At 36.5% G+C, this 12,606-nt stretch carries 12 protein-coding genes; 9 read left to right on the top strand and 3 right to left on the bottom strand.

Translation table 11 applies throughout. From position 1 onward, the window contains the following. The first annotated feature begins 129 nt into the window (after positions 1-129). From FD29_RS10180 to FD29_RS10170, 3 genes are all read left to right on the top strand, one after another. Positions 130-663: a hypothetical protein gene (locus FD29_RS10180; RefSeq protein WP_057888827.1), complete on the top strand. Its 534-nt coding sequence runs from the start codon at positions 130-132 to the stop codon at positions 661-663. Positions 664-811: 148 nt separating this feature from the next. After that, the gene (locus tag FD29_RS10175; RefSeq protein ID WP_057888826.1) at positions 812-2,521 is read left to right on the top strand and encodes a hypothetical protein; all 1,710 of its coding nucleotides are present in this window, start codon (positions 812-814) and stop codon (positions 2,519-2,521) included. A gap of 602 nt (positions 2,522-3,123) precedes the next feature. After that, entirely contained in the window at positions 3,124-3,858 is a 735-nt protein-coding gene (locus FD29_RS10170) for a CPBP family intramembrane glutamic endopeptidase (protein WP_057888825.1), read from the top strand. 141 nt (positions 3,859-3,999) lie between these two features. On the opposite strand, the gene FD29_RS10165 is transcribed toward FD29_RS10170, so the two are convergent. Next, positions 4,000-4,743, bottom strand: coding sequence for a DUF5067 domain-containing protein (locus tag FD29_RS10165; RefSeq protein ID WP_057888824.1), 744 nt, complete (start codon positions 4,741-4,743; stop codon positions 4,000-4,002). Between the two features lie 196 nt (positions 4,744-4,939). Here FD29_RS10165 and FD29_RS10160 point away from each other — a divergent pair, with 196 nt between their 5' ends. The 5 genes from FD29_RS10160 (at position 4,940) to FD29_RS10140 (ending at position 8,997) form a co-directional block, all read left to right on the top strand. Then, the gene (locus tag FD29_RS10160) at positions 4,940-5,152 is read left to right on the top strand and encodes a hypothetical protein (RefSeq protein ID WP_235804300.1); all 213 of its coding nucleotides are present in this window, start codon (positions 4,940-4,942) and stop codon (positions 5,150-5,152) included. A 100-nt stretch (positions 5,153-5,252) separates the two neighbouring features. Further along, positions 5,253-6,131: a cation diffusion facilitator family transporter gene (locus tag FD29_RS10155; protein ID WP_057888822.1), complete on the top strand. Its 879-nt coding sequence runs from the start codon at positions 5,253-5,255 to the stop codon at positions 6,129-6,131. Positions 6,132-6,195: 64 nt separating this feature from the next. Further along, positions 6,196-6,870: a 2,3-bisphosphoglycerate-dependent phosphoglycerate mutase gene (locus FD29_RS10150; RefSeq protein ID WP_057888821.1), complete on the top strand. Its 675-nt coding sequence runs from the start codon at positions 6,196-6,198 to the stop codon at positions 6,868-6,870. 317 nt (positions 6,871-7,187) lie between these two features. Further along, positions 7,188-8,045, top strand: a complete 858-nt coding sequence (locus FD29_RS10145) for a GRP family sugar transporter (protein ID WP_057888820.1) — start codon at positions 7,188-7,190, stop codon at positions 8,043-8,045. A 148-nt stretch (positions 8,046-8,193) separates the two neighbouring features. Beyond that, the gene (locus FD29_RS10140) at positions 8,194-8,997 is read left to right on the top strand and encodes a Cof-type HAD-IIB family hydrolase (protein WP_057888819.1); all 804 of its coding nucleotides are present in this window, start codon (positions 8,194-8,196) and stop codon (positions 8,995-8,997) included. A gap of 357 nt (positions 8,998-9,354) precedes the next feature. On the opposite strand, the gene FD29_RS10135 is transcribed toward FD29_RS10140, so the two are convergent. Next, positions 9,355-9,642, bottom strand: a complete 288-nt coding sequence (locus FD29_RS10135) for a hypothetical protein (RefSeq protein WP_057888818.1) — start codon at positions 9,640-9,642, stop codon at positions 9,355-9,357. Between the two features lie 225 nt (positions 9,643-9,867). On the opposite strand from FD29_RS10135, the gene FD29_RS10130 reads away from it, so the two are divergent. Then, positions 9,868-10,392 carry a hypothetical protein gene (locus FD29_RS10130; RefSeq protein WP_057888817.1) on the top strand — a complete coding sequence of 175 codons (525 nt, stop codon included), beginning with the start codon at positions 9,868-9,870 and terminating at the stop codon, positions 10,390-10,392. A 70-nt stretch (positions 10,393-10,462) separates the two neighbouring features. Here FD29_RS10130 and FD29_RS10125 read toward each other — a convergent pair whose 3' ends face one another. Next, positions 10,463-12,547, bottom strand: a complete 2,085-nt coding sequence (locus tag FD29_RS10125; protein ID WP_057888816.1) for a KUP/HAK/KT family potassium transporter — start codon at positions 12,545-12,547, stop codon at positions 10,463-10,465. Positions 12,548-12,606: the final 59 nt, after the last annotated feature.

Raw genomic sequence — 12,606 nt, 5'->3', positions numbered from 1 at the left:
GTGGATTGTCTTTCATCGTTTTTTTTGGTGCCAAAAGAGACATTTTGACTAAAAAGGAAGCTTTATTTTGGCTAAATATCTACAAAGGGATTATTTTAATAGTAGTTAGAGATAATCAAGGTGATTAGTATGGAAAAAGAATTGAGTTTCGAGAGAAAAATCAGTTTTAAACCATTGTTGATCAGCATTTTTTTAGGAATAATGGTAGCAACAATAATTTGTTCGCTGTTTCCTAAATATCCGTTGATTGGGATCATCTTTGGTGTGATTGCTTTTGGATTGGAGAGTACGCTGATTTATCCAAGATATCTGCCCATTTATTATGGTTATTGGAAAATTGGCACTAAAGGAATTTATTACTATGACTACGGTAGTTGGTCAAAGAAAATTCAAGCTATCTTTTTGCCCAGACAAAATAAATTCTGCATCATACCATTTTCAGATATCAAACGTTTTTCAATCGTGGATGGCAAGTCGATCATGAATACGCAATATCCTTTGGGTGGTTCTTTGAATACACCCTTAGCTCGTAAAATTAATTGCTTGGTGATCGATACTGATCAACAGACGATCCGCCTAAATTGTGCTTGGAAATCTTCGGGGATTCCTACAACACAAACCGATATAAAAAATGTCGTTTCATATATAAATTCTAGAATTTAAACACTACAAAAAAGCAAATCTCTTTGGGATATGCTTTTTTTGTGTTGGATTAATAAAAATAATTATATATAAATAAAAAATCCTTTATAAAGGAAGATACTTAGGGTATAAATGAATATGTTCATAAAAATAAATTAGGGGATTTATTGTGGGGATTTTAAAGTTAAACAAGCGATATCGAAAGCTATTTTTGGTATTGGTTTTATATTTAGTACTTTCATTAGCGATGTTTTGGATTTTGAGACGGAATTTTATTTGGAATGGCGATGACATATATTATCAATTTCAACGGATCATGGGATTGGGATTCAATTTTACAGATGGATTATTGACATCAAATATTTCACCAACTAACTTTGGCAAAATGGGTTATGGAGTTAATATCTTTTATCCATGGTTGACCATGATACCGTTTCAGTTGCTCTATCATGTCAGAGGGAATTGGATCAGTGCCTATTATTTGGGGTTGTTGTTCTACTTTATGACATCATTTTTGATTAGTCATTATTCGATGAAAAAGTTTTCCGGCAGTAGTAAGTTAGCAGTATTATTTGCGATTATTTATAACTTTAGTACTTATCGTCTAATTGAAATGTTTACTCGAGCATCATTGGCAGAGTATTTAGCGAGCGTTTTTTTGCCACTTTGCTTCGTTGGTTTCTATCAGTTGTTTTTTAGCGAAGGACATCAGTGGAAAAATCTTACTATTGGATTATCATTGGTGATCTTCTCGCATGTACTGACAACTTTTATGACAGTCATATTGTTTATTTTGATATTGGCAATCTGGTATTATCGAATTAAATTTTCAAAAACGTTAGTTTTAAATACTTTCAAAGCTATGATTAGTACAGTTATGGCGACCTTAGTATTTACCGTTCCATTTCTGTCGGAGGAAGCTTATCAGAAATATAGTGTGCCAGATCCTACTAAATTGAAAGGACTGGATTTTTCTGCATTGTTCCAAGCTAGTTTGAACAATACAAGTTACCGAGCAATTGAGGGAAATACTTACAATATTGGTTTTATTTTAATAGTGGCTTTGCTGATTGGATTGGTACTTTTTAAAAAATTTAGTCGTACTTTCAAGGCGACTTATCTAATGTATATTTTTACCTTGGTCTTAACAACTAACTTATTTCCTTGGACTATTTTACAAAATACTCCAGTGCAAGTGATTCAGTATCCATTTCGTTTCTTGTTATTTGCTACATTATTCGGCTCTGTTGTGATGGCTCAAGAAGCAGCAATCATTTTCCAAGATAGTTTTGAGAAACGTTTTGTCTTAATGGCGATAGTTCTTTCAATTATTGCTGGTGGTTTGTGGACCGCATCGATTCAAAATGCTTATCCAAATTCGCTTCTATCGAAATCCCAGCTGATTATCGATCAGAGAATGATCAATGAAGATAGAATTCCTGATTCTTATCTGGCCCAATACGTTCCTGTTCGTGAACAAAAACAGATTGATTCGGTTGAAAAACACGATGTCTGGGTTGGTAATAAGGAGTCAGTTCAAATTCCTAGAGCTGATTACAAGGGCAACTATTTTACCTTCAGACATATTAGGAAAAATACCAAGATAGACTTACCTTATGTGAAGTACAAATACACCAATGCTAATATTTATGGTCGTCCAGTGACTACAAATTATAGTAAACGCGGTTCGGTTGAGATAATTGCGCCGAGAAATTATAATACGATGCGAATTGAATTGTCGTACGGCAATCGTAATTTGTTTATTCTGGCTACTAGTCTTAGCATATTAGCTTGGATCTATCTTTGGTTTTCTGAACCGATTGCACAAGTTTTAGTTCGATTCAAACGTAAAGAAAATAATGTTGAAATTGTTAGTTAGTTTGGAACAAAAAGTCGTTTCTGATTCGAAATGCGGTTCTTTTTCAACTTTGGTTACATACAATTATTTAGATACACTAATAGATCATCCAAAAATCAGCTGGATGATCTATTTTTAGTACTGTTTTGAATAAAATATAAAATCATTAGATTTAAAGTTTTAATACCACTAACGTAAGACAAACAAAAAAACGTTTAGTCTGGAATGGAATCCCGGTGGATGCTCAGCCGTAGTAGTCTCTTGGCTGGCGTACTTTGCCAGGTTAGAGACAGACGATCTTCAAAACAATTCGTAGAATTGGTTCGAAGTCGTTCTCACAGCGTTCCAGCAATCCGCCGGGATTTCATGGAAGACGGCAGTGAACAACCAAACTTTGAAAAAAAACCAAAATGCTGAATCAGAGACGACTTTTCGCTCTCGAAAGCTGCTTATGTTTTGTTTCACTCGCAAATATATGAAATTCGATCTGAAGGGTAGGCTCTGCAAAAATTGTTTATTGTGGAGGATCGACATCTCAACAATTACAGAATACTTTAGCGAACGCGTTTCATGTCAAGTCAATTTCTAATATAATTTAGGAAGAACATTCAAAGGAGATTTTTATGAAGATATTAAAGAGCAATGTGTCTAAGATCATCATCGCTTTTTTGATTTTTCCGGTTGTCTTAATGCTTGTCGGTTTGGTAATTAAAAAATCGAGTGTGACGAGTATCTGGCAAGGTGTCGGTGACTTGATAGTTTTTGTCTTGGCTTACTTGCTCAATCGGCAATATTTCCAACAAAAAATTTATTGGTTCAATCAACACAACTTATCTAAACAATTCACGACGTCGCTGCCTGCAATTATAATAGTAGCTTTTTTGAATTCACCAGTGTTAACGGTAGCGGACTTCCAAGTTAAGTTTCGGGTGATTGTAGTCTGTCTGTTAGTTGGTTTAGCTGAGGAGTACATCTTTAGAGGTTTATTGTTGAGTCTGTTTTTAGAATTATTCCACAAAAACGTCTATGGAGCTGTGATTGCTTCGAGTGCTTTGTTCGGATTACTGCACTTGATCAATTTAAAGGCGCTCTCGATTGGCTACGTGTCCTCACAAGTATTGTTTGCCATGGCTTTAGGAATCATCTTTGGTACGATTTACGTGAAGACGCATAATTTGAGTATTGTAATTTTACTGCATGCGCTGCGCGATATGTTCCCAATGTTTTCCGATAAAATGATGGCAGAGGCCGCTCATGTGGAATTTTCAGTGCTTTCTTTGTATGGTATGGGAATATTTTTAGTTATCGCTTTGTTTATCAGTTATATTCAGTTGCGGGATTTCAAAATAGAAGATTAATATAGTTATTTTTACATAATTTCTTCTATTATTAAGCAACTTCTATACACGCTTTCAAGAATAAATGAATCGTTGTCAATTTATTTAAAATTTACAAAAAATGGTCAGTTTTCAAAAGTTAAAATGAAAACTGACCATTTTTTAATCTAATTTGAGTGGCTGCGTACTGTCGAGCCAATCGTTCGTTTGGATGTTCTTGAAGTATATGGTGACTTCAGAAGTGGTGCTATTTACTTTAACTAACAGCGCACCATCGAAGCTCTTGCCTGGTTGAACGATCCCATTGTTGCTAGAGTTGACTAAAGTTGCGTTGTCTCCGGTAGCAGTTGTGGGGTTCAGTTGTTGGCCATCTTGTTTTAACATGATGCCGTTAGCTTGAACTTTTTGCGGTACTTGATTAGTTTGTGTCTTATTTGTGTAATTATATTTGATCAATAAAGCTGCATCTCCGTTGGCATCTTTGATCAATTTGACCTCATTTGAGATTTTGAAAGTATACCAATCAGTGTCATAAGTAAGATTATCGTAGCTGCCGGCATTTTTGATCTGGTTAGACGTGTCAGCTTTTTTCTCAGGTTCCTTAGTTACTTGTTTAGCAGGATTCTCTTTTTTGACCTTTTGAGCTGGATTGGTTTTCTTGGCTTTTGTTGTCTTTTTCTTGGTTGTTTTTTTCTTAGGTTTGACCTTTTCAATCTTGTGAGAAGGTTGCGTTGAATGTGTATCTTTGGATGGCTTAGACGTCCAGATTGCAAATATACCAATTATAATTATTATTAAAAAAATTACTGGAATGAAAAATCTTTTCTTTTTATAAAATGGCAGATGTTTGCGTCGAAGCGTTTCACGAGTCATACGAGAATTATTAGTTCTGTTTTGCCTTTTCATGCCGTTACTCCCCTGTGAATAATTCGTTAAGATTATAATATCATAATTACTAATTATGAATTAATTAACCAAAAAATGCTTAGTTTTTCTTAAATAAAAGAAATAAAAATTACGGTGTTGAACTGCCTTTGAAAAAGTGGTATAAATATCTGGTCGAAGTTAATGAGATAGTTATTAAGCATAGAAGGGGGTCACAATGATGTTGTTTTTTGGTAATCATGGCGATTATGAAGTTACTTGTAATTTCTTGAGCAAGGAAGGCCAAACAATTGCTGAGAAGCGCGTCTGTCACAACGTTTCTAAGAAAGAAGCCCGTGACGGTATGAGAGATTATGTTACAAACAGATTCTCTGATATCATTGATGTAGCTCATCCCATTAAAGTTGTCGCTAAATTGACAACGAAATAGAAGGAATATATAGGGATCTATAAAGGTGGAACAAAAGTTCCATCTTTTTTTTATTTTCTTTGAAAAAATATTGGTATGATAGAGACGAGGAGGCGAGACTATGGATCATGAAAATGTAACAGGAAAGCGGTTCTTTTACGTGACCGTTTTGAATGTCTTGATTACCGCCGTAGAATTCGTGGGTGGCTTTGTCTCAGGAAGTTTGGGTCTAATTTCAGACGCCTTTCACAATTTAGAAGATTCTTTATCGATCGTTATCTCCTACGTTGCCAATGTCATCGGAAAAAGAAAGAACAATACTAAAAAAACTTTTGGATACAAACGGGCTGAAATTTTAGCAGCTTTCGTCAATTCGATCGTTTTAGTCATCATTACGCTGATGATGGTCTTTGAATCTTTCAAAAGATTGTCGCAGCCCCAGCATATCAATGGTAAATTGATGATGATAGTGTCGATCGTTGGCCTACTGGCGAACTTTGTCTCGATGTTATTGTTGTTGACGGGTTCCAAACATAATTTGAATATCAAAGCGACCTTTTTACATATGTTGACAGACACTTTGTCATCAGTGGGTGTTTTCATTGCGTCAATTTTTGTCATTTTGTTCAACTGGAATTGGGTCGACCCACTTATTACGATCATAATTGCTATATGGCTCTTAAAAGAAGCATACAGCGTAGTTTCGGAAACAATCAACATCCTTATGGAGGCTAGTCCTAAAATTGATCTGGATGCCGTTCAGAAGGCGATTTTGACAATTCCCGAAATCGTTAAGGTCCATCACATGCACGTTTGGATGATCGATGAGAATCATATCATGTTAGATGCTCACATTAATGTTTTGAAAAATTGCAACATGAAGGAACTTGACCAATTGTATGACCAAGTCGATAAAATGTTGAATGATAAATTTCACATTACCCATGTGACCTTGCAAGCTGAGTGTTCTAGAGGATTGGATAATTCGTTGATCAATTAATAAGAAATGGCAATTGTGCTAAGATTAGAGAGTAATTCTATATGAAAGTTGGGAACGTCATAATATGGTAAAACTTGTCATGGTAAGGCATGGGGAGAGTACTGCTAATGCCTTGAATCAATATACAGGTTGGAATAATGTTGGCTTGACACAAGAGGGTATCGTCCAAGCACATGTGGCGGCCAAAAAGTTAAAGGGATTTGAATTCGATCACGTGCACACATCAGTCTTGAAACGGGCAATCATTACGGCCTATATCATTCAAGATGAATTGAATCTCAATTACGTGCCAATCACAAAGAGCTGGCGCTTAAATGAACGTCACTATGGGGCTTTGCGTGGCTTAAACAAGGACCGGACTAGAAGAGAGTATGGAGTCAGTCAAGTGCATCTATGGCGAAGAAGTTTTTATTCAATACCACCACAACTGCAGACCCCTGATCCTAATGTTGGCCCTTATAAATATCTTGATCGTCGAAGCATGCCGGTTGCTGAAAGTTTGTATCAAGCTTATCAACGGATAATTCCTTATTATGTCGATCAAGTAGCTCCACGTTTACTTGATGGCAAAAATCAGTTGATCGTCGCTCACGGCAGTACGATCAGAGCTTTGATCAAATATATTGAAGGAATCAGTGACCAAGATATTGACGGTGTAGAAGTGGCTAATGGGGAACCATTGGTCTACGATTTTGACAGTAAACTTAACATTATTAATAGTAATCGAACCAAGAAATAATTATATTCAAAAATAAATGAGAGTGCCTTTAAAGTCAGCGATGAACTTGAAGGCACTTTCATTTTTTTACACTTTTCAAAAGAAAATGCTTTCTTTTTTAAGAAAATGATGTAAACTATTTAAATGGTCTAGATAAATAAAAACGGTTTTTCATGCCAAATGGCACTTTTGACCATAATTTTTGTAATAATTTACCAATAAACATGAATAAAAGAGATTTTTTATAAGAGACAAATGGTTCCTTATGTATCTGAAATATATCACGTTAAAAAAAATAATTATTACTCGTATTTTGTCAAACAAAGAGGGAGTTTCATATGAATATTTTAATTGCTTTAATACCAGCAATCGGTTGGGGCTTCATGCCGCTTATCACTGGTAAAGTCGGTGGCTCACCAGCTAACCAAATGTTTGGGATTGGTGCTGGGGCTACAATTGTCGGCTTGATTTCTTACTTGATCACACAACCAAGCGTCAGCGTAACGGCGTTTTGGTTCTCAGTTTTGTGCGGGGCACTGTGGACGATCGGTCAAATTGGACAATTTATTTCTTTCAAACGTATCGGTGTTTCCGGTACAGTACCTTTATCAACTGTCTTCCAATTAGTTGGTAATTCAGTTATCGGAATGTTGATCTTCGGCGATTGGGCTGGAGCTCAAGCTAAGATCATTGGTATTCTCGCTTTAGTAGTCGTTATTATCGGAGCTTTATTGACTTCAGTCAGCGACAGTACTTCAGGTAAAAAACTGGAAGCCAAAGATGTAATCTTCTTATTATGTACAACCGTAGGTTTCTGGATCTACTCATCATTCCCAAGTATGCCAATCGTTAAGAATGAAAGTGGAACAGGTATTTTCCTACCTGAAATGCTAGGAATCTTGCTAGGAGCAATCCTTTATGCACTATTCACTGACCGCAAGGCCTTTGTTCAAAAAGAACAATATCAAAATATCATTGCCGGTATTTTCTGGGGTGTAGCGGCGTTCGCTTATATTTTCTCAGCTAAGGCTAACGGTAATACATCAGCCTTCATCTGGACACAATTAAATGTTGTTATCAGTACTTTTGGTGGTATCTTCGTACTCCACGAACAAAAGAGCAGTCGAGAATTGAAATTTACTATCGGTGGAATCCTGTTGATCATCATTGGTAGTGTCGCAACATCATTTGCTTAAAGTGAGAGCAGGCAAAATAAGCTTAGCTTTTAAACATTAATGTAGAATACCCTCTGATTCAGTATTGTTGAATCAGAGGGTATTTTTTCGTTTTGCGTTTAGGCAAGGTATTTTATAATTATATATATAATCAAGAGAGGTAATAATTATGATAAAACACATTTTTTCGGATATGGATGGTACTTTACTGGATGATGAGTGCCGGATTAGTGAAAAAAACATTTCTGTAATCAAACAGAGTCAAATACCTTTTACATTGGTCTCAGCCCGCTCGCCAGTTCAAATGAGTGAAATCGTTGATACTCTGGGATTAGACGAACCACAGATTGCTTTCAATGGTGGAGTGATTTTTCAAGAAACGCAAAATGGACGCCGGATCTTGCAGGAAAACGTTGTGCCATTAGAAGATGTTCGCCATATTTGGCAAGTGCTTGTGAATAATCTGGGTTCTGTGAACCTCAGTCTGTTTGGCGCCAGTGACTGGTATGTTGAAAAAATGGACAAATACGTTGAAAAAGAGGCTAAATATGGTGGACAGGCGCCAACAATGGTCGATTTTGTTTCTTTATTAAAACAGCCAGATTTAAAAATCTATAAAATCATGATGATAACGCCTGATGTATCGGAAATGAAAACTCTGAATGAAAAAGTAAGTCAGCTGCATCTGCAAGGATTGAACGTTCTGCAATCAAGTGAGACTTATTTAGAAATTACTAACCAAAAAGCTCAAAAGTCATTGGGCGTTCAATACATTCAACAATTAGAACACTTAGAACAAAGCGACATGGCAGCTTTTGGCGATGGCTACAATGATGTTTCAATGCTAGAAGAAGTTGGTACGCCGATCGTTATGGAAAACGCCTTGCCAGGAGTGAAGGACTACGGAAAATATCTCACGCTCGACAATAATCACGATGGTGTAGCTTATGGTATAGAGAAATACTTGTCATAATGATTATTATTCAATATTTGCGTTTGTCAGAAAGATTAACTGTGGATTGGTAAAGTTACTAGGAATATAAGAAAATGCTCTGACAAGTTAAATATGCAGCATAAACGTGCAACAGAACTCAACTTCTTCCGCACAATAGTAAAAATCTCAATATTCATAATGCGAATATTGAGATTTTTCAATTATTGCTCGGAAGTTAACCGAGTTCTGTCACACTCTGAAACAAGCCACACAAACCAGATTCCTGTGCATTGCTACGGCCTGAAAATTATCTGTCAAAACCCGACAGACAATTCCTAGGTCTAGGCAATTGCTCAGAATCTAACCGTTTTGCTCCGCTTTCTAGTTTTGTAACTGTTAAGCTGTGACCATTTTAGAAATACGATTCTTGAAGTAAGAAGATTCACCGTAACCAGTGTTGAAGAAACGATATTTTTGAGATTGATAGATGAAACTGATTTCCTCACTACCGTAGTAACCGTTGATGAATAGATCAGTGATTTCGTCTAACGGAATTTTAATACGATGTAAAGTCTTCGCACCACGAATCATAGTTATTGAAAGGGCGTCATCCGAAAATTCATAGTCAACGTATCCTTTGAAAATTGAAGCGTTTTTGTCGAGAATTTGAATGTAGCTGAACATAACAATTACTTTCTTTCTTAAAAAAATATCCATAACCAATGATTAATTTATTAAAGTCATTGATTAGCTGCATTATAAATGCCGACAAGCAACAATCTGAAGTAAAAGGTATGAATAATGACAAGTCGTCCATAATAGGCTCAGACAATTGAATTAAATGCTTCAGCAAGTTATTTTTAATCTTAGATTATGAATAAATCAATAAATCAAAAGTAGGCGATGAAGATGAAAAGAAGCTTTGCAAGAAAGCCTAGTTTGAAACCATTGTTCAACAGCTTGATTTTTGGAGCAGCCATTGGCACGTTTAGTTTTATCATTCTACAAAGGAATTTTCTTTGGGGAGCGATAACAGGTGTCTTGGCCTTTTTGATCCAAAGTACGTTGGTTTATCCTCGCAGTTTGCCAACGTTATATAACTCATGGAGCGTGACGGAAAAAGATATTTATTACTATGATTACAGTACTTGGGCTAAACGGCTCAAGGCAATCTTTTTACCGTTGGCTAAGAAGCAAAATACGGTTTCTTTCGATGATATCGACTTTTATTCTTTAGTCGTCAATAAGGACAAGTCAGGTAATAAAATCATTCCTCACTATATTATTTTAAGATTGAATAATGGGCACAACGTCATCTTGGATCTGTCGTGGAACTTGTCAAAGTCGGGTGCACCGGAAAAGGATGTCGAGTGGGCGGTTGATTTTATCACCAATAAATTAGGCCAAAAATCAGTTAAGATCTTCCAAGTTTGAACTTTTGATCATTAACGTAAAGAGTCCTCTGATTCCGCAATTGGAATCAGAGGACTCTTTTTAAATTAAATTATTCGTCGTCATCGTCGTCGATTTCGCCGTCAACCTTGATATCTTGCAAAGCTGAACGATCTTTTCTGACTAAACGCAAACGATTGAGTGAAACTTTACCAAGTACTAATGGGACACGTTCTTCCACAACATCGCTGTAGGAAAGACCGAACCAAGTAGCTGGTGAAATGAATTTTTGAAGAACCAATCTCATGTGAATGACACTCTTCTTCAAACCGCTGATCTTTGTATCTGGTGAAAGGACCTCTTTGATAATAACGAAGGAGAAGTCACCAACATCACGATCAGGAATCGTCGTATATTTCTGTGGTTGTGGCTTGATCTCGCCATTTGACATCATATCATTGACAACTTGACGGAGATAAACGTTAACCTTTTGATCAACTCTAAATCCTAAGTACAACTGAACGCTGACCATATAGTCAGTATCGAAAGTTTCAACACTGTAAGCAGCTGTATATGGTTCATCGGTAACATTGACCGTTACGAACCAATAGACATCAGCACGTTTAGGACGTTTATCGAGGATCGAATAAAGAATATTCTTCTTGATCCGGTAACCGTCGTGGATCTTAGTTAGGTAAACCAAGTTAGTTGTATAAAGTGGGTAGCTAGGATCTTTTCTCAAATCATTTAGTTGGTGCTTGAAAGCCAAGAGTGAAACGAAGTGACTCCGATAAGTATTGTCATCTTTGAGACATTCACCGTATCTCCAAATGAACATAACGGCAATCAACAAAGCAGCAATCGTCATAGTGATATAAGCACCGTGAATGAATTTACTACTGTTTGTTACAAAGAAGATAGCTTCAATGATAAAGAAGAAACTGATGATGATCGTTGTAAAGAAGCGATTAGCCCGTTTCATCAATAACCATTGGTGCAATAAGATCGTAGTCATTAACATAGTGATGGTGATTTCAAGACCGTAAGCATTTGACATGTTTTCAGAAGTCTTGAAAAAGAGGACGATTCCCAAACAGATGACCCAAATAATTGAGTTAACAGTTGGAATGTAAAGTTGTCCTTTGAAATTAGTTGGATAGTAAGTTTTTAATCTTGGGAAAATCTTTAATTTAGTAGCTTCAGAAACTAAAGTATAAGAACCAGAGATCAAAGCCTGTGAAGCAATGATAGCAGCCAAAGCGGATAAAAAGATTCCGAAGAGTCTGAAATTAGCTGGGATCGATTGATAGAACGGATTCATAGCTGAACCCATCTGTTGAAGGGCATGGTTATCTTTAGCATTTAGGATCCATGTGGCTTGACCTAAATAACTTAATAGCAAGCAGACCTTAACGAAAGGCCAACTTGTGTAGATATTAGGACGTCCAACGTGTCCCATATCAGAGTAAAGTGCTTCGGCACCAGTAGTAGCAAGGAAAATACTACCAAGGATGAAGACCCCACGAATGTTCATCGGACTTCTGAGCAATTCGATCGCATAATATGGGTTTAAAGCTCTGATAATAGTCCAATCGGAAGTGAGGTTGACGAATCCCATCAAGCCAAGGAAAGCAAACCAGACCAACATGATTGGTCCAAAGGCTCGTCCGATAAGTTGAGTACCGAATCTTTGGATAAAGAATAAGGTAGACAAAATAATCAGTGTAACGATGATTACTTGGTTCTGAGTACTGATAAGGACGGTATTGTGAATTGCAATGCCTTTGAGTCCTTCGATAGCAGCTGTAACGGTAACAGCCGGTGTCATCATACCATCAGCAAGAAAGGTTGCCCCACCGATCATTGCTGGGATGATCAACCACTTAGCACGTTTTCTAACCAAGGTATAGAGGGCGAAGATACCACCTTCACCACGGTTATCCGCCCGCAAAGCGATCAACACATATTTAATTGTTGTTACTAGAGTAAGTGTCCAAAATATTAAGGAAACACTTCCTAGAATAAAGTTGGTGGACATCTTAGATAGTCCACCATTCCCAACCATCAAAGAGTGCATAACATAAAGAGGAGAAGTACCAATATCTCCATAAACGATTCCTAAAGCAATAAGGAATCCTGCTAAGCTTTTCTTTGAATGGGGGTTATTCTTCAATGAGTTTAATTGCGTCTTTTCCATTATAAATAATCTCCAAAAATAAACAGTTCATCGGCAATTGTAACATTAGAATTGGTTGT

It is taken from the genome of Companilactobacillus mindensis DSM 14500 (assembly GCF_001434275.1).
Taxonomy (GTDB): Bacteria; Bacillota; Bacilli; order Lactobacillales; family Lactobacillaceae; genus Companilactobacillus; species Companilactobacillus mindensis.
This window is presented reverse-complemented; position numbering and strand designations above follow the sequence as displayed.